This window comes from Bacteroides acidifaciens (assembly GCF_903181435.1).
Taxonomy (GTDB): domain Bacteria; phylum Bacteroidota; class Bacteroidia; order Bacteroidales; family Bacteroidaceae; genus Bacteroides.
Map to the genome: position 1 here is coordinate 2134440 of NZ_CAEUHO010000001.1, position 16958 is coordinate 2151397.

A 16958-nucleotide genomic window follows, 5' to 3' on the forward strand; every position below is an offset into this window, starting at 1 on the left:
TATGATTTTATCCTACAAAATACATTCTGTCAGCCCTTACATCAACTGGATTTACTTTTTCCACGCATGGGGCTTTCAACCACGTTTCGCAGCCATCGCCAACATTCACGGATGCGATTCCTGCCGTGCTATGTGGTTGACTACCTTTCCCGAAGAAGAGCGCAGCAAAGCTTCCGAAGCCATGCAACTATTCAAAGAAGCAAACCGGATGTTGGACTCTCTCGACCAGGATTATGAAGTGAAAACAATCTTCAAACTCTGCAAGGCAAATTCTGACGGAGATAATCTGCTGATTGAAAAGGGAAAAGACCAATTTATCACCTTTCCCTTGCTTCGCCAGCAAACACCTAAAAGAGACGGTAGTCCTTTCGTTTGCCTGAGTGACTTCATCCGTCCATTATCTTCCGGTATCCCGGATACCATAGGAGCTTTTGCCTCTTCCATCGACGCGGATATGGAAGGATTATATGAACAGGACCCTTATAAACATTTACTTGTACAAACCCTCTCCGACCGCCTTGCGGAAGCTGCTACGGAAAAAATGCACGAATATGTACGTAAAGAAGCATGGGGTTACGCTAAAGACGAAAACCTGAGTATGGCAGATTTATTAGTTGAAAAATACCAAGGCATCCGTCCTGCCGTCGGTTACCCCTCTTTGCCCGATCAGTCCGTCAACTTCCTACTGGATGAACTGCTGGACATGAAACAGATAGGTATTTCGCTGACTGAGAACGGAGCCATGTATCCTCACGCTTCTGTTTGCGGACTTATGTTCGCCCACCCGTCTGCCGAGTACTTCTCCGTCGGCAAGATTGGAGAAGACCAGCTCGAAGATTATGCCCGACGCCGGGGAAAGAGTGTGGAAGAAATCCGTAAATTCCTGGCAGCCAATTTACAATAGCAATCATAGACTCCATGAGAGAACGAATAACAGAGGCAAAAAAAACTATTGAGCAAGAGTTCTTGTCGGTCATCCGCGAATACGAACGGGTAATCTACAAAGTGTGCTATCTGTATGCCAACCCCAATGCTCCTCTTAACGACCTATACCAGGACGTGATACTGAACCTTTGGAAAGCTTTTCCTAAATTCAGGAAGGAATGTAAAATCTCTACATGGATTTACCGCATTGCCCTTAATACCTGTATCAGCTTTTATCGAAAAGAAAAGAATGTACCGGAAATAGTCAGCCTCACCGGGGAAATAGATTGGACCGTCGAAGCACATGATCCGGTCAATGAAATGCTAAGGCAGCTCTATCGGATGATTAACCAACTGGGACAACTCGACAAATCAATAATCCTGCTCTATCTTGAGGATAAAAGTTATGAGGAAATCGCGGAAATCACCGGACTAACCGTTACGAACGTAGCGACCAAACTGAGCCGTATCAAGGATAAACTTAAAAGAATGAAAAAGGAGGAATAAGATATATGGAATTGGAAGAACTGAAAAAATCCTGGAATGTACTTGATGAGCACTTAAAAGACAAGGAGCTTATCAAGGAAGAAGAACTTTCAAAGCTGATAGCACATGCCGGCAAAGGTATCCATGCCATTGCCAGTCTGAATATCAAGCTGATTCTGATTTCTCTGCCGGTATTAATCCTATTTTTAGCGGAAGTACTGTTACATAACCGATTGAATCCGATCTACATCATCATTCTTCTCGCCTGGATTCCGGCACTTTGCTGGGACATCGTCACCACCCGTTTTCTCCAACGGACTCAAATAGACGAAATGCCACTTGTAGAAGTAATAAGCCGTGTCAACCGCATTCACCGGTGGACTATCAGAGAACGGTTGTTTGCCATCGCCTTTCTTCTGATACTGGCTATACTTTCATTTATCTACTGGCAGGTATGGCAATACGGGATGGGGATGATGCTCTTTTTCTTCTTGCTATGGGGTGGCGGACTCGGACTGATTTTATGGATTTACCGCAAGAAGTTCTTGAATCGTATCCACGAAATCAAAAAGAACTTGAGCGAATTAAATGAGCTGATATAGAATATACAACCTAAAATATATTAACCAAAGAGTTCAGCATGTTACAACGCTTATTCATATTCTTGTTATTACTACTGATTCTACCGGATATTTACTTGTATCTGCGGTTTATCGTCCGGCTCACAGCAAAGCGGTGGCTACGTATCCTCTATTGGATACCAAGTGTCCTTATTATTGCAGGACTGTTATATCTAGTGTTTTTCGCCAACAATTCGTTTTCCGAGAGTCATACACGGGATATCGGACGGTTCTCCGTCTTCTTTTTCCTATTTGCGGCTCCTAAACTATTACTGGCTCTCTGCACCGTCGTTGGGATACCTTTCCATAAATGGTTCCGGATGCCACATACTCCGTTTATATGTACTGGATTGACATTAGCCGTCATCTGCATCATTATGATTCTCTACGGTTCTTTCATCGGACGCAGTCGGTTTGAAGTCAAGGAAACCACCTACTCTTCTTCCCGGCTTCCCCAAGCTTTCGACGGATACCGTATTGTGCAACTTTCAGACATACATATCGGCAGTTGGACAGGAAACGCTTCTGCTATCGAAAGAATGGTGGAACTGGTGAATGCCCAACAGCCCGACCTTATCGTTTTCACCGGAGACTTGGTAAACCATCGAGCAGTAGAATTGGATGAGTTTCAGGAAATTCTGGCACGATTGAAAGCCAAGGATGGGGTTTACTCCATATTAGGGAACCACGATTATGGTCCTTATTTCCGTTGGAAAAGCAAACAGGAACAAGATGACAACCTGATTGATTTAGAACAGAGACAGGCTGCTATGGGATGGAAGTTATTGAATAACTCGCATACGTTTCTGGTTCAAGGAAATGACAGCATCGCGCTTATCGGAGTAGAAAACGAAGGCGAACCGCCTTTCTCCCAACATGGTGATCTAGCCGGAGCAAAAGCGGGTACTGAGGGCATGTTCCAAATACTGTTAAGCCACAATCCGACACACTGGAGACGGGAAGTACTTCCCAAATCGGACGTGGATTTAATGCTGGCAGGACATACCCATGCCATGCAACTTCAATTTGGAGACTACTCTCCTTCCGTTTATATCTATCCTGAATGGAGTGGAATGTACCTGGAAGGTACACGCGGTTTGTATGTCAACGTAGGAATCGGTTATGTAGGATTGCCTTTCCGTTTCGGCGCATGGCCGGAAATAACGGTGCTTACCCTACGACGGTAAGCACACTCTTCCCATTTACCTTTTTATGTACCTGGACTTGGACAGAAATCCGTTCACTCATCTCTTGTACATGAGAAATGACTCCTATCTTTCTTCCTTGCATTTGCAGTTGCTCCAACGCTTCCATAGCTGTCCGCAAGCTTTCCGCATCCAAAGAGCCGAATCCTTCATCAATAAAGAGGGATTCCACTTTCAGATTATTGCTGGATAAAGAAGACAGCCCCAATGCCAATGCAAGGGAAATCAAAAATGATTCGCCCCCGGAGAGAGAATATACAGTCCGCACCTCATCACACATGTCACAGTCTATGACCTGAAGCGCCAATGTGCTGGGAACTTGCTGCAATTTATAGCGTTTGGATAGGTAAGACAAATGTTTGTTGGCATGAAGCAGTAACAGATTCAAAGTATAACTCTGTGCGATAACCTTAAACTTCGCCCCGTCTGCGCTTCCAATCAGCTTATTTAGTTTTGCCCAACGCTCGGCTACTGATTGTTTCTCCGACAGTTCTTTAGCAATCATTTCCATTGTTGCCTTATTCTTTATTTGTTGCAGCAAACGGGCTTCAATAGCGGAAAGGCTTCGTTCTGTATTGAGATTTTCTTCCTGTTGTTGCCTGATAGTTTCAGGAAGTTGTTCAGGGGATTCAATCTGTTTGTGCTGCTCTTGCAGCTCTTCAACGGTCAAAGCTATCTGTTTCATTTCCCCATGCAAGCCCGAAAGGCGGTTTTGAACGGCTTCTACTTCTTTACGCGCTTGCTCCAATGCCAGATTCAGTTCTTTTTCCTTTCTCGCCACGGCTGCTTCGGCTTCATCGGCACTCTTTCCTTTTAATAAAACCGAACGTTCCTGACGAAGGGCATTCAATGTTTTCTCTATCGTAGCAAATCGTTTCTGCTCGGTAGTGACTACATTTTGCAAAGTAGCCAACTGTTCTTTGGCAGACGATACTTTTTGCATTGCCAAGCGACAGAGGGAGACATTCTCACGCAGAGCCTCACAATGAGCACGCATCTTCTTTACTGCTTCGTCACTGTGTTGCCATTCTGCATATAGATTGCGGTATTCCAGAATCAGCTTTGCCAGTTCTTCCAAACGATGCTGTATCTGTTCTGCGCTGCCTGCATCAAGCCCTTCCTTCTGTAATGTTGCCAATTGAGCGCACACCTGTCCTTCAATTGTCTTTTGATGTGCCAAATCACGCTGTAAAGCGATACTCCGGTTGTTTGTCTGCTGGCATGCCGCTACGGCAGTATTATATTCCTGCTCGATGTTCTTAAAAAGAGTATCTACCACTTCTTGCTCCCGATGATAAGGATGCGATGTACTGCCGCAAACCGGACAGGCTTCTCCCTCCTGCAATTGCTGACGCAGTGCCTTCACATCTTTCCCAACCGCCATACGGGCATTTTCATAAAGCCGCTGAATGGTTTTCAATGTGCTCTCCCGCTCTGCCAGTTGCTTGAAACAAGCTGCTGTTTCTTTCTCTAATCTTTCAATCTCAGCTTTTGTTTTCGCCTGCGTTTCGGTAAGCTGCCGGATATTCTGCTGACGCGTCCATTCCTTCTGCAACTTCACCTGCTCTTCTGCCAATGATGGATAGCCAAAAGAATTTAATCGTTCCAACCGTTCTTCGTTTGCCTTTATTCCGATATTTAATTTTTCTTCTTCCTGCCGCAAGATTATCTCCACTTGTTCAAGTTGCATAGGCTCTTCCACTCCCGTATGATTCAACAAGCGATTCAAAGATTGATAAGATGATTGCAAGTGTTCTGCAGCCATCCGCATCTTCTTCTCCTGTTCAGCTACCTGCCCGCGGGCTACCTGCAACATCTGTTGTGCCTGTACATATCCATCCTGTTGCGACTGTATCTGCACATCCAACTGACGTGCTTTCTTCAAATCGGGTTGTATAGCTTCCCATTGGGTCTTAAAACGCACCAGCCCTTCCTCTTGCGAAACAAGTCTTTCCATAGCTCCTTTCAACTTCACCTGTTCCCCTTGTTCTTCTTCTTGTTTCTTCTTTCGAAGTTCTTCCTGCATTTTTAATGAACGGACAACGTTTAGTTGCTTATTCTGCTCTGCCAGCAGTTTAATACCTTCTACACGCTTTTCAACCAATAATTCTTTTTCTTTCTGCAAGGCAAGCTGTTCCTCTTCCGGTATCAGCTCAATCACGCTCATTTTATTATGAACCAAAGTGACTTCTTCTTGCGCTGCCTTATTCCGGGCAAATATTTCTTGGGAGATTCGCGAATAAACGGCTGTTCCTGTCAGTTTTTCCAGCAATTCCGCCTTCGCAGCTCCTTTCGACTTCAAAAAGGTGGCAAAGTCATTCTGAGCCAGCAATACGGTACGGGTAAACTGTTCATACGTCAGACCGATTAACTCGACCAATTGAGCCAACAGTTCTTTCTTGGTACCTTGAAATTCTTTCTCTGTATCCAAATCTTTCACTTCCAATGCTTGTGGCTGCAAAGAACCGTTCACCTTATTTCTTGTCCGTCTTACCGACCAATGAGAACGATAACGATGCCCGTCTACCCCTAAAAAATCAACTTCCGCATAACCGTCACTCGTTCCCCGACGCAGCAGGTTTCTGACATCAGACTGGTTTATCTGATTATCTCCTACATCTGCCAAATTCACACTTTCTACCGAATTGGCAAAACGGGGGGCTTTATCATATAATGCCAGGCACAATGCGTCTAATAAGGTAGATTTTCCTGCTCCCGTAGGTCCCGAAATAGCGAATATTCCCGCAGAATATAACGGTTCTGATGTAAAATCGACTTCCACGGTTCCCTCTATCGAAGTTAGATTCTTTAATCGTATGGCTAATATTTTCATTCTTCGTCCTCCTCTTCTTTACGGGTGGCAGCCAAATAGGCTTCTTGAAATAATTCTGTCAACTCCTCCGGCATTTCTGCCTGATAAATCTTCTCAAATGCAGATTGTGCTATCTGTAAAGGAGACATTTCTTGCAGTCCTCTTTTCCACTCCACCTCTTCTTTTTCTGCATTTCCCGCATCACCACGATAAGTAGAGATAATACGTGCCAACCGATAGTTTTTGTCTGCCAAAGCTTCCTCTATTTCCTGTCGGAGCATAGGTTCCGGCTCTTCTAACAATACTTTTACCTCCAAATAAGGAGCTATGCCCTCTACTGCCGGCAGTTCTTTCAATGCCTCCAATACAACTTCCGGCAATGAAGGTTCTCCACTCGGTACGCTTATCAAAGGTATTGACTTCGGACATTCGAGCCGCTCAATATCTACCGCACAACCATCATCAAAAGTCACCATCACCACTCCATGACGGTAATGTTTCTCTGCAAAAGACATCGGGATAGGACTTCCTGCATAACGTACATTCTCCCGACCGGATACCCGCTGAGCTTTATGAATATGCCCCAATGCTGTATAGGCTATCTGTTCGGAAAATGCATCCGGCGACACACATTCCAAACCGCCAATCACCGTACGTTCACTATAATCTTTCTCTGCAATTTCCGAACCGGTAGCCTGCAGATGACCGATGGCGAGAATCGACTGATTTGCTTTTCTTCGTTTCCACAATCTTTGCAAGAGCTGGGTATAAAGCTCACGCACTCCCTCCGCATATTGATTACCTTCTGTCTCCACTGCCGGGTAATCTCCCTGGCGCAAGAAAGGAACAGCCATGCAAAGCAATTCAACTTCCCCCATCCGGTTCTTCAGTTCCACGCACAAATGGTTGTAATCTATCTCTCCACCTTCCAGTTTGCGTACTACCCCTCTGACTTCTGTCCTCATAGCCTGCAATAAAGGCAGGGGAGCTTCCAGACGTGCCGCCGAATCATGGTTGCCGGCAACAATCACTATTTGCAGGTTCGGATTCTCAGCCGTCACCCGGTAAATAAAGCGGTAATACATGCTTTGAGATGCAGCCGAAGGATTGGAGACATCAAAAACATCTCCGGCTATAACCAATGCATCAATCTCTTTCCGCCGAATTTCTTCTGCCAGCCAGTTCAAAAAAGCCTCATGCTCTCCGGCACGGTCATAACCGAAGAAGGTTTGTCCGAGATGCCAGTCGGCAGTATGTAATATACGTATCATATTTTTGTAACTATCTCTATTAACATGGAGCAAAAATAACACAATCGAAAAGATAATATGGCATCTGCATCTCTTTTTTACCAATAATCATGTATATTTGCAGGATAAAAATCCAACCCTATGAAGATACTTTATTATATTTATCAGATTTGCATCGCTTTGCCTATATTATTAGTGTTGACCATTCTCACGGCACTCGTCACTATAGTAGGTTCCCTCTTGGGTGGAGCCCACTTCTGGGGGTATCATCCGGGGAAGATATGGTCACAATTAATTTGTCTTTTCCTGTTGATTCCCGTAAAGATTCGCGGACGTGAAAAGTTGCATGATAAAACTTCCTATATTTTCGTTCCTAACCATCAGGGGGCATTCGATATATTCCTAATCTATGGTTTCATTGGAAGAAATTTTAAGTGGATGATGAAAAAAAGCCTGCGCAAACTGCCGTTCGTCGGAAAGGCTTGTGAAAGTGCAGGGCATATTTTTGTTGACCGTTCCGGTCCGAAAAAAGTATTGGAGACTATCCGGCAGGCCAAAGAGTCTTTGAAAGACGGTGTTTCATTAGTCGTTTTCCCGGAAGGGGCACGTACTTTCACTGGACATATGGGATATTTTAAAAAAGGGGCTTTCCAATTGGCTGATGACTTACAGTTGGCAGTGGTGCCCGTCACTATTGATGGCTCATTTGAAATCCTGCCGCGTACAAGCAAATGGATACACCGCCACCGCATGATTCTGACGATTCATGATCCTATTCCGCCCAAGGGAAAAGGTATGGATAATATCAAGGCAACTATGGCAGAAGCCTATGCCGCAGTTGAAAGTGCACTGCCCGAAGAACATAAGGGTATGATGACAAACGAAGATCAAGACCGATAGTATAAATATAAATATGGGGATACTCACGTACCCCACATTCCTAACCAGTTTTTATCATTAAATTATTAAATAACGTCAGCTTGTACTATTCTGATTCTCCTCCTTCGGGAAGGGGAAACCATGCGGACGAAGTTATATCGAACTGACGTTAAATAGGTATACGCATCGACCGCGTATATGGATAGGGGGTCCAGTTGCTGATGTATGGCAAATGCTTCCCGACATAGCTTCCGTCATCAGCAGAGCATAATCAGCTCCTACCTTGCCGATTCTCCGGATTGGTTTAGAATTGAATCTAATAAAAGCTCAATGTTTACTTATTTGTGGGAGTATTTTGTTCCAAACGTTGATGTTCTTCTATCAATTTCATATTTTCTTTTGCTTTGGAAAGGAATTCCCGCACGAATTTATTACTCTTAAAAGAATAAGGGGCGTCTTTTATTATATCGTCTATCTGAGGAGTCATGACAGGATATGGCAACGAACTGCAAAGCATCATAAATACGCTTGGTCCCAGTACATTCTCATAATTAGTTGAAATGAATTTCTTTATGTATTGGTTCATTTCATTCATCAATGAGTCTCCTTCTACCATCAACTGTGAGTGAATTTCTTCCAAATCACCGCCATCCATCACCATGCGGGTTTCTTTCTGTTCCAATTCACTTATGCTTTCTTCCAACTGGTTTCTTTTGTCGATGAATTCATACAACGCTGCATTCAGAGGAGTTCCTACTGCTTTCAGTTCCGAATTGCTGATAGTTACCGTGATTTTACCATTTTCCAGAACAATCGGCATAATGCTTTCGCTATCCATATAAAGCGTCACCATCTGTACTGAATCAATTTTACCTTTCATTGAGAATAGTCCATGCACCACTTCAGCAGAATCCAACTTCACCCACTCACCATCGTTCAGGGATTTAAGATATAACATTTTTCCATCCAGACTATTCACAGAAGATGTTCCTTCAATCTTGTACTTGCTGGTACAAGAAACCAAAAACGGAAGCAAAAGTAAAAAAGACAAAATTTTATTCACGTTCATCTATTCATTAAAATTCTGAGTGCAAAGGTACAACCGATTCAGATTTCAAGGAAACATTTTATCAATATTTAAATCTTGTAAGTCTCTTTTCTTTAATAATCCTTATAAACATACGTCTGAGGGACTTTTTTTCATTTAGTTTATCTAATTTTGTAGTCATGAAAACATCGACTTATGCCCCATTTGCCAAACCGCTTTATGTGATGGTAAAGCCAGTAGGTGCCGTATGCAACCTTGCATGCGATTATTGCTACTATCTGGAGAAGGCCAATCTATACAAAGACAATCCGAAACACGTAATGAGCGATGAACTTCTCGAAAAGTTTATCGACGAGTACATTAACTCACAGACCATGCCTCAGGTACTTTTCACCTGGCACGGGGGAGAAACGCTGATGCGTCCGCTCTCTTTCTACAAGAAGGCTATGGAACTGCAAAAGAAATACGCCCGCGGACGTACGATCGACAACTGTATCCAGACCAACGGTACAATGCTCACCGATGAATGGTGCCAGTTCTTCCATGACAACAACTGGCTGGTAGGAGTTTCAATCGACGGACCACAGGAATTCCACGATGAGTACCGCAAAAACAAGATGGGAAAACCTTCTTTCGTGAAAGTGATGCAAGGCATCAATCTTCTGAAAAAGCATAAAGTGGAATGGAACGCAATGGCTGTTATCAATGACTTCAATGCCGACTATCCTTTGGATTTCTACCATTTCTTCAAAGAAATAGATTGCCATTATATACAGTTTGCCCCCATCGTAGAGCGCATCCTTCCGCATCAGGACGGACGCCATCTCGCCTCTCTTGCCGAAAACAAGGAAGGAACACTGGCTGACTTTTCAATCACGCCCGAACAGTGGGGGAATTTTCTTTGCACTCTTTTCGATGAATGGGTAAAAGAAGACGTAGGCAACTACTACATACAGATATTCGATTCTACACTCGCCAATTGGATGGGTGAACAACCCGGTGTGTGCTCCATGGCAAAAACCTGCGGACACGCCGGCGTCATGGAATTCAACGGAGACGTCTACTCTTGCGACCATTTTGTGTTTCCCGAATATAAACTGGGAAATATCTACAACCAGACTCTTGTGGAGATGATGCACAGCGAACGCCAGTATAATTTCGGTAATATGAAATACCGGTCTCTCCCGACCCAATGCAAGGAATGTGAATTCCTCTTTGCCTGCAACGGTGAATGCCCGAAGAATCGCTTCAGCCGAACATCGGAAGGCGAACCCGGATTGAATTATTTATGCAAAGGATACTACCAGTTCTTCAAACATGTAGCTCCATACATGGATTTCATGAAAAACGAGCTGATGAACCAACGCCCGCCGGCAAATATCATGGAAGCTTTAAAAAATGGAAAATTGAAAGTGGAGAACAGGAAGTGAAATACGGAACATATTAACAATCAAATATTTAATTTTTATCACTGAATAAATGAATAGACTAAGACTTTATTTATTGGCGCTGACTGCGCTGATCGTATGTACCGCCAAGGCGGACGAAGGAATGTGGTTATTGCAACTGATGCAACAGCAACATTCTATTGATATGATGAAGAAACAAGGTTTGAAGTTGGAAGCCCAAGATTTATATAATCCTAATGGTGTCTCCCTAAAGGATGCTGTCGGTATATTCGGTGGCGGATGTACGGGAGAAATCATCTCACCAGAAGGCTTGATCCTTACAAACCATCACTGTGGTTACGCTTCTATCCAACAACATAGTAGTGTCGAGCATGATTATCTGACAGACGGTTTTTGGGCTACTTCCAGAGATAAAGAGCTCCCTACTCCGGGATTGAAATTCACATTTATCGAACGTATTGAGGACATTACCGATATTGTTAATGCTAAAGTTGCCGCCAAAGAAATCACGGAGTCCGAATCATTCACAGGTGCGTTTCTTCAAAAATTAGCAAAAGAGCTTTACTCCAAAAGTGATCTGAAAGACAAAAAAGGAATTGTACCACAAGCACTTCCATTTTATGCTGGAAACAAATTCTACCTGTTTTATAAGAAAATATACCCGGATGTGCGTATGGTTGCCGCACCGCCTTCTTCTATCGGCAAATTCGGCGGCGAAACGGACAACTGGATGTGGCCCCGCCACACGGGCGACTTCTCCATGTTCCGTATCTATGCAGACGCTAACGGCGAACCGGCAGAATACAATGCTTCCAATACGCCATTAAAAACTAAAAAACATTTGCCTATCTCCATCAAAGGCCTGAAAGAAGGAGACTACGCAATGATTATGGGATTCCCCGGAAGCACAAGCCGTTATCTGACCGTATCGGAAGTAAAAGAACGCATGGAATCAGAGAACGAACCGCGTATCCGTATCCGAGGTGCCCGCCTGGCAGTCCTAAAAGAAGTAATGAATGCCAGCGACAAAATCCGTATCCAGTATGCCAACAAGTACGCAGGCTCCAGCAACTACTGGAAGAACTCTATCGGAATGAACAAAGCGATTATCGATAATGATGTACTCGGCACAAAAGCTGCCCAGGAAACTAAATTCACAGAATTTGCCAAAGAAAAGAACAATACCGAATATGCGGAAGTAGTAAAGAAGATAGATGACTTGGTAGCTAAAACAGCTCCTCTCAACTATCAGTTCACTTGCCTGAGAGAAACATTCTTCGGAGCTATTGAATTCGGCAGCACTCTGTTATCCAAAACACGGGAAGCACTGATAGAAAAGAATGACTCTTTAATTAAGGTACGCATAGAAGCCTTGAAAGCCACATATGACGGTATTCATAATAAAGACTACGACCATGAAGTAGACCGTAAAGTAGCTAAAGTTCTTTTCCCGCTATATGCAGAAATGATTCCGGCCGACCAGCGTCCGTCTATCTATAAGGTTATCGAACAGAAATACAAGGGTGACTATGACAAGTTTATCGACGACATGTATGATAACTCCATCTTCGCCAACCGTGAAAACTTTGAGAAGTTTATCAAAAAGCCGACAGTAAAAGCTATCGACAATGACCTTGCTTTGCAATACTGCCAATCAAAATACGACTTGTTCGAGAAAATAGTTTCACAACTGAAAGATATGGATAAGGAACTGGCTTTGCTGCACAAAACATACATTCGTGGTCTTGGCGACATGAAATTACCCGTACCTTCTTATCCGGATGCCAACTTTACGATTCGCCTGACTTACGGCAACGTGAAACCTTATGATCCGAAAGACGGCGTACACTACAACTATTACACTACAACTAAAGGAATTCTTGAAAAAGAGAACCCGGATGACCGTGAATTCGTAGTGCCTGCCAAACTGAAAGAACTGATAGAAAAGAAGGATTACGGACGTTATGCTTTGCCGAACGGTGATATGCCGGTTTGCTTCTTGTCTACCAACGACATCACCGGTGGTAACTCCGGCAGCCCGGTATTGAATGAAAACGGAGAATTGATAGGTTGTGCCTTCGACGGCAACTGGGAATCGTTGAGCGGTGATATCAACTTTGACAATAACCTGCAACGTTGCATTAATCTGGATATCCGTTATGTCCTGTTTATCCTTGAGAAATTAGGCAACTGCGGACATCTGATTAACGAAATGACAATTGTAGAATAAATGAGAAAACAAATCCTATTTGCTATATTTTCGCTGGCAACTCTCAGCATCCACGCCGATGAAGGCATGTGGATGCTGACTGACCTGAAAACGCAGAATGCAGTTGCCATGCGTGAACTCGGTCTGGAGATTCCTGTCGAAGAGGTATACAACACAAACGGACTTTCCCTGAAAGATGCGGTTGTGCATTTTGGTCGTGGATGTACGGGAGAAGTCATCTCTTCCGAAGGACTGGTTCTGACCAACCATCATTGCGGCTATGGAGCTATCCAACAGCACAGCAATGTAGAGCACGATTATCTGACAGAAGGTTTTTGGGCTATGAACCGCGATGCGGAACTTCCCACTCCAGGACTAACTGTCACATACATCGACCGGATTCTCGATGTAACCAGCTATGTCAATGAACAGCTAAAAAAAGATCCGGATCCGGATGGTGTCAATTACCTGTCACCAAGTTATCTTAGCAAAGTAGCTGAACGTTTTGCCAAAGCTGAGAACATAGAAGTTACCCCGGCGACTAAGTTGGAACTTAAAGCTTTCTATGGCGGTAACAAATACTATATGTTCGTCAAGACAGTGTACAGCGACATTCGTATGGTAGGTGCCCCGCCTTCTTCGATTGGTAAGTTCGGAGCTGACACAGACAACTGGATGTGGCCGCGTCACACGGGTGACTTTTCTCTTTTCCGCATTTACGCAGACAAGGATGGGAAACCTGCGGCATATTCAAAGGATAATGTTCCTTTGAAAGTAAAGAAACATCTCACTATCAGCCTTGCCGGAGTACAGGAAGGTGATTTCACTTTTGTCATGGGATTCCCCGGACGCAACTGGCGATATATGATTTCCGACGAAGTGGAAGAACGTATGCAGACCACCAACTTCATGCGTCATCATGTACGTGGAGCCCGCCAGAAAGTACTTATGGAACAAATGCTGAAAGACCCTGCCGTACGTATTCACTATGCCAGTAAGTATGCATCATCTGCCAATTATTGGAAAAATGCCATCGGCATGAATGAAGGGCTGATACGTCTCAATGTATTGGACACCAAACGTACACAACAAGAAGAACTTTTGGCACGTGGACGTGAAAAGGGAGATGATTCTTATCAAAAAGCCTTTGATGAAATTCGCTCTATCGTAGCTCACCGCCGTGACGCTCTCTACCACCAGCAGGCTATTAATGAAGCATTAGTGACTGCCCTTGATTTTATGCGCATTCCTTCTACAATGGAAATGGTTACTGCCTTGAAATCAAAAGACAAAGAGAAAATTAAGGAAGCCACCCAAAAACTAAAAAAAGAGGGTGAAAAATACTTCGCTTCTGTCCCTTTTCCGGAAGTGGAAAAAATGGTCGGCAAAGAGATGTTGAAAACATATGCCAATTATATTCCGGCAGAACAGCGGATTAACATCTTTGAAATTATCAGCTCCCGCTTTAAAGGAAATATTGACGCATTTGTTGACGAGTGTTTTGAACATTCTATCTTCGGTAATCCTAAGAATTTTGAGAAGTTTATCAAAAAACCGAGCCTATATAAAATAGGACACGACTGGATGGTACTATTCAAATATTCCATTACCGACGGAATACTGAAGACTGCTATTGCCATGAAAGAAGCGAATCAAAACTATGATGCCGCCCATAAAGTATGGGTGAAAGGCATGATGGATATGAAACAGGAAAAAGGTATTCCTATCTACCCGGATGCAAACTCTACTTTACGGTTGACATACGGTCAAGTACTTTCTTATGAGCCATTTGACGGTGCTGTTTATGATGCCCATACCACCCTCAAAGGAGTAATGGAGAAAGAAGATCAAGGAAACTGGGAGTTTGTTGTCCCCCAAAAACTGAAAGAGCTATATGCTGCCAAAGATTATGGACGCTATGGAAAAAACGGTGAAATGCCTGTTTGCTTTATTGTAAACACCGACAATACAGGCGGAAACTCCGGTAGTCCTGTCTTCAATGGTAAAGGCCAGCTGGTAGGAACTGCTTTCGACCGCAACTTTGAAGGACTCACAGGCGATATCGCTTTCCGTCCTTCATCACAACGTGCGGCCTGCGTCGACATTCGCTATACACTCTTCATCATAGATAAATTTGCGGGAGCATCCCATATCATTGATGAATTGACTATAGCAGAATAATCAGAATATCATTTATAAAGAAGAAATGGATAATGACGCCTAATTCGCTCATTATCCATTTTCTTTTGTTCGCACCTTCATTTTATATTTTTCGAAACGCAAAGTTCCCTCTTTTATATTACAAGATAATGTCTCCAAGATTACTATTTTATGAACAAAAACAGCTTTTTCCCGTTATATTAATGAAATAGAATTTATATTTGCAGTCTTCGATGGCTGCTATTTAACTTTAAGAAAGGAAAGATTATGGAAAAGTTTGAAGAATTAATAAAGTCACCGATACCCGTTTTAGTTGATTTCTTTGCGGAATGGTGTGGTCCATGTAAGGCAATGAAACCTGTTCTGGAAGAGCTCAAATTAATTGTAGGTGACAAAGCCCGCATTGTGAAGATAGACGTTGACCAGCACGAAGAACTGGCTACTAAATATCGCATACAGGCTGTACCTACTTTTATAGTATTCAAGAACGGAGAAGCAGTTTGGAGACATTCCGGCGTAATCCATAGCAGCGAGCTACAAGGGGTTATCGAGAAGCATTATACATAAAAAGATAAAGATTTCGAATGAAAAAAGTATTAGTAATGGTAGCATTAGTCATGATAAGCGTAATTGTGTACGCTTTCAATGATAAAGCAGAAACCAATCAAGGTAAAAAAGAGGCAACAGGTAACGGTGAAGTCGTCGTAATGAACAAGGAAATGTTTCTGAAAGACGTCTTCGATTATGAAAAATCAAAGGAGTGGAAATACAAAGGCGACAAGCCTGCCATCATCGACTTATATGCCGATTGGTGTGGACCTTGTCGCCAGACAGCTCCTATCATGAAAGAATTGGCAAAGGAATATGCAGGGAAAATTACCATCTACAAAGTAAATGTAGATAAACAAAAAGAACTGGCAGCCCTGTTCAATGCAACCAGTATTCCATTGTTCGTATTCATCCCCATGAAAGGAGATCCACAGCTTTTCCGTGGGGCTGCTGACAAAGCAACCTACAAGAAAGCAATCGATGAATTTTTATTAAAATAAAAAGGGAAAAAGATAGTGACGCCATCCGGTAAGGATAGTGACGCTATAATGAATAAATAGTGACGGTATCCCAAGAGGATAGCGTCACTATTTTTATATACTTATCGACCCTTATTTAAAGTACCCTACAGGATGGTTCATCATAGGAACCTGAGTGTCTTTCAACTTCAGCACTTTCTTCAACTGATTACTATCCATCAATGCGCGTGGCACTGTAGCCAAATTTGCCGCAGAACAGAAATAACTATGGCATTAAAAGTTGATGAACAAATATAAACAAAAAAGGTCTGCATTCATTTTTGAATACAGACCTTTTAAGAGTTATTATGAGGTTTGATTATTTATCACCGAAATAACGGTTGTACAGACCTTCAAAACCTTTACCGTGGCGAGCTTCGTCCTTGCACATTTCGTGTACAGTATCATGGATAGCATCCAGGTTCAAAGCTTTAGCACGAGTTGCGATACGTTTTTTGTCTTCGCATGCACCTTGCTCAGCATCTTTACGTTTCTGCAGGTTTGTTTTAGTATCCCAAACACAGTCGCCCAACAGTTCGGCAAATTTAGCAGCATGTTCAGCTTCTTCCCAAGCGTAGCGTTTGAAAGCCTCAGCTACTTCAGGATAACCTTCGCGGTCTGCCTGACGGCTCATAGCCAGATACATACCAACTTCAGTACATTCGCCCATGAAGTGATTGTTCAGGTCTTTAATCATTTCTTCGTCACAACCTTTTGCAACACCGATAACGTGCTCATCAGCAAAAGTCAATGCACCACCTTCTACTTCAACAACTTCTACGAACTTGCTGGCAGGAGCTTTACACAAAGGACATTTCTCAGGAGCTGCGTCACCTTCATAAACGTAACCGCAAACAGTACATCTAAATTTTTTCATTTTCTTCTCAAT

Annotated in this window: 13 protein-coding genes and 2 pseudogenes; 9 read left to right on the forward strand and 6 right to left on the reverse strand. The window is 43.2% G+C overall.

Translation table 11 applies throughout. From position 1 onward, the window contains the following. Position 1: 1 nt before the first annotated feature. Positions 2 to 904: a vitamin B12 dependent-methionine synthase activation domain-containing protein gene (locus CLIN57ABFB40_RS09030; RefSeq protein ID WP_175629783.1), complete on the forward strand. Its 903-nt coding sequence runs from the start codon at positions 2 to 4 to the stop codon at positions 902 to 904. A 14-nt stretch (positions 905 to 918) separates the two neighbouring features. Further along, positions 919 to 1431, forward strand: a complete 513-nt coding sequence (locus tag CLIN57ABFB40_RS09035; RefSeq protein WP_175629784.1) for an RNA polymerase sigma factor — start codon at positions 919 to 921, stop codon at positions 1429 to 1431. A gap of 72 nt (positions 1432 to 1503) precedes the next feature. Here CLIN57ABFB40_RS09035 and CLIN57ABFB40_RS20575 read toward each other — a convergent pair. After that, a pseudogene (locus CLIN57ABFB40_RS20575) lies at positions 1504 to 1548 on the reverse strand (hypothetical protein); the annotation flags it as partial. Positions 1549 to 2050: 502 nt separating this feature from the next. Between CLIN57ABFB40_RS20575 and CLIN57ABFB40_RS09045 the strand changes: the two are divergent. Continuing rightward, positions 2051 to 3217, forward strand: a complete 1167-nt coding sequence (locus CLIN57ABFB40_RS09045; RefSeq protein WP_175629785.1) for a metallophosphoesterase — start codon at positions 2051 to 2053, stop codon at positions 3215 to 3217. Here CLIN57ABFB40_RS09045 and CLIN57ABFB40_RS09050 read toward each other — a convergent pair. Both CLIN57ABFB40_RS09050 and CLIN57ABFB40_RS09055 read right to left on the reverse strand, forming a co-directional pair. Further along, complete coding sequence (locus tag CLIN57ABFB40_RS09050) at positions 3201 to 6068, reverse strand: AAA family ATPase (RefSeq protein WP_175629786.1); 2868 nt, start codon at positions 6066 to 6068, stop codon at positions 3201 to 3203. The genes CLIN57ABFB40_RS09045 and CLIN57ABFB40_RS09050 overlap by 17 nt on opposite strands. Continuing rightward, positions 6065 to 7318, reverse strand: a complete 1254-nt coding sequence (locus tag CLIN57ABFB40_RS09055) for an exonuclease SbcCD subunit D (protein WP_175629787.1) — start codon at positions 7316 to 7318, stop codon at positions 6065 to 6067. The genes CLIN57ABFB40_RS09050 and CLIN57ABFB40_RS09055 overlap by 4 nt, the downstream gene beginning before the upstream one ends. Positions 7319 to 7438: 120 nt before the next feature. Here CLIN57ABFB40_RS09055 and CLIN57ABFB40_RS09060 point away from each other — a divergent pair, with 120 nt between their 5' ends. Further along, positions 7439 to 8197, forward strand: coding sequence for a lysophospholipid acyltransferase family protein (locus CLIN57ABFB40_RS09060; protein ID WP_175629788.1), 759 nt, complete (start codon positions 7439 to 7441; stop codon positions 8195 to 8197). 313 nt (positions 8198 to 8510) lie between these two features. Here CLIN57ABFB40_RS09060 and CLIN57ABFB40_RS09065 read toward each other — a convergent pair whose 3' ends face one another. Next, positions 8511 to 9245, reverse strand: coding sequence for a DUF4369 domain-containing protein (locus tag CLIN57ABFB40_RS09065; protein ID WP_175629789.1), 735 nt, complete (start codon positions 9243 to 9245; stop codon positions 8511 to 8513). Positions 9246 to 9403: 158 nt separating this feature from the next. Between CLIN57ABFB40_RS09065 and CLIN57ABFB40_RS09070 the strand changes: the two genes are divergently transcribed. The 5 genes from CLIN57ABFB40_RS09070 (at position 9404) to CLIN57ABFB40_RS09090 (ending at position 16051) form a co-directional block, all read left to right on the forward strand. Beyond that, a complete protein-coding gene (locus CLIN57ABFB40_RS09070; RefSeq protein ID WP_175629790.1) occupies positions 9404 to 10654 on the forward strand; it encodes an anaerobic sulfatase-maturation protein in 1251 nt (416 codons plus the stop codon). A 49-nt stretch (positions 10655 to 10703) separates the two neighbouring features. Then, positions 10704 to 12863 (forward strand): S46 family peptidase, encoded by a 2160-nt coding sequence (locus CLIN57ABFB40_RS09075; RefSeq protein WP_175629791.1) that lies wholly within the window; start codon positions 10704 to 10706, stop codon positions 12861 to 12863. After that, positions 12864 to 15023, forward strand: a complete 2160-nt coding sequence (locus tag CLIN57ABFB40_RS09080) for a S46 family peptidase (protein WP_175629792.1) — start codon at positions 12864 to 12866, stop codon at positions 15021 to 15023. It begins immediately after the preceding gene. Between the two features lie 246 nt (positions 15024 to 15269). Then, a complete protein-coding gene (gene trxA, locus CLIN57ABFB40_RS09085) occupies positions 15270 to 15569 on the forward strand; it encodes a thioredoxin (RefSeq protein WP_175629793.1) in 300 nt (99 codons plus the stop codon). 17 nt (positions 15570 to 15586) lie between these two features. Next, on the forward strand, positions 15587 to 16051 hold the full coding sequence (locus CLIN57ABFB40_RS09090) for a thioredoxin domain-containing protein (RefSeq protein ID WP_175629794.1): 465 nt from the start codon (positions 15587 to 15589) through the stop codon (positions 16049 to 16051). A gap of 111 nt (positions 16052 to 16162) precedes the next feature. Here CLIN57ABFB40_RS09090 and CLIN57ABFB40_RS09095 read toward each other — a convergent pair. Next, positions 16163 to 16297, reverse strand: a pseudogene (locus CLIN57ABFB40_RS09095) (SagB/ThcOx family dehydrogenase); the annotation flags it as partial. Positions 16298 to 16388: 91 nt separating this feature from the next. Further along, a complete protein-coding gene (locus tag CLIN57ABFB40_RS09100) occupies positions 16389 to 16946 on the reverse strand; it encodes an NADH peroxidase (RefSeq protein ID WP_005677773.1) in 558 nt (185 codons plus the stop codon). Between the last annotated feature and the right edge of the window lie 12 nt (positions 16947 to 16958).

Bases quoted from the DNA above. Each gene is read 5' to 3' on its own strand.
- CLIN57ABFB40_RS09030 (WP_175629783.1), top strand. From the start codon at position 2: ATGATTTTATCCTACAAAATACATTCTGTCAGCCCTTACATCAACTGG.
- CLIN57ABFB40_RS09075 (WP_175629791.1), top strand. From the start codon at position 10,704: ATGAATAGACTAAGACTTTATTTATTGGCGCTGACTGCGCTGATCGTA.
- CLIN57ABFB40_RS09045 (WP_175629785.1), top strand. From the start codon at position 2,051: ATGTTACAACGCTTATTCATATTCTTGTTATTACTACTGATTCTACCG.
- CLIN57ABFB40_RS09100 (WP_005677773.1), bottom strand. From the start codon at position 16,946: ATGAAAAAATTTAGATGTACTGTTTGCGGTTACGTTTATGAAGGTGAC.
- CLIN57ABFB40_RS09060 (WP_175629788.1), top strand. From the start codon at position 7,439: ATGAAGATACTTTATTATATTTATCAGATTTGCATCGCTTTGCCTATA.
- CLIN57ABFB40_RS09050 (WP_175629786.1), bottom strand. From the start codon at position 6,068: ATGAAAATATTAGCCATACGATTAAAGAATCTAACTTCGATAGAGGGA.
- CLIN57ABFB40_RS09070 (WP_175629790.1), top strand. From the start codon at position 9,404: ATGAAAACATCGACTTATGCCCCATTTGCCAAACCGCTTTATGTGATG.
- CLIN57ABFB40_RS09090 (WP_175629794.1), top strand. From the start codon at position 15,587: ATGAAAAAAGTATTAGTAATGGTAGCATTAGTCATGATAAGCGTAATT.
- CLIN57ABFB40_RS09055 (WP_175629787.1), bottom strand. From the start codon at position 7,318: ATGATACGTATATTACATACTGCCGACTGGCATCTCGGACAAACCTTC.
- CLIN57ABFB40_RS09035 (WP_175629784.1), top strand. From the start codon at position 919: ATGAGAGAACGAATAACAGAGGCAAAAAAAACTATTGAGCAAGAGTTC.
- CLIN57ABFB40_RS09080 (WP_175629792.1), top strand. From the start codon at position 12,864: ATGAGAAAACAAATCCTATTTGCTATATTTTCGCTGGCAACTCTCAGC.
- CLIN57ABFB40_RS09065 (WP_175629789.1), bottom strand. From the start codon at position 9,245: ATGAACGTGAATAAAATTTTGTCTTTTTTACTTTTGCTTCCGTTTTTG.
- trxA (WP_175629793.1), top strand. From the start codon at position 15,270: ATGGAAAAGTTTGAAGAATTAATAAAGTCACCGATACCCGTTTTAGTT.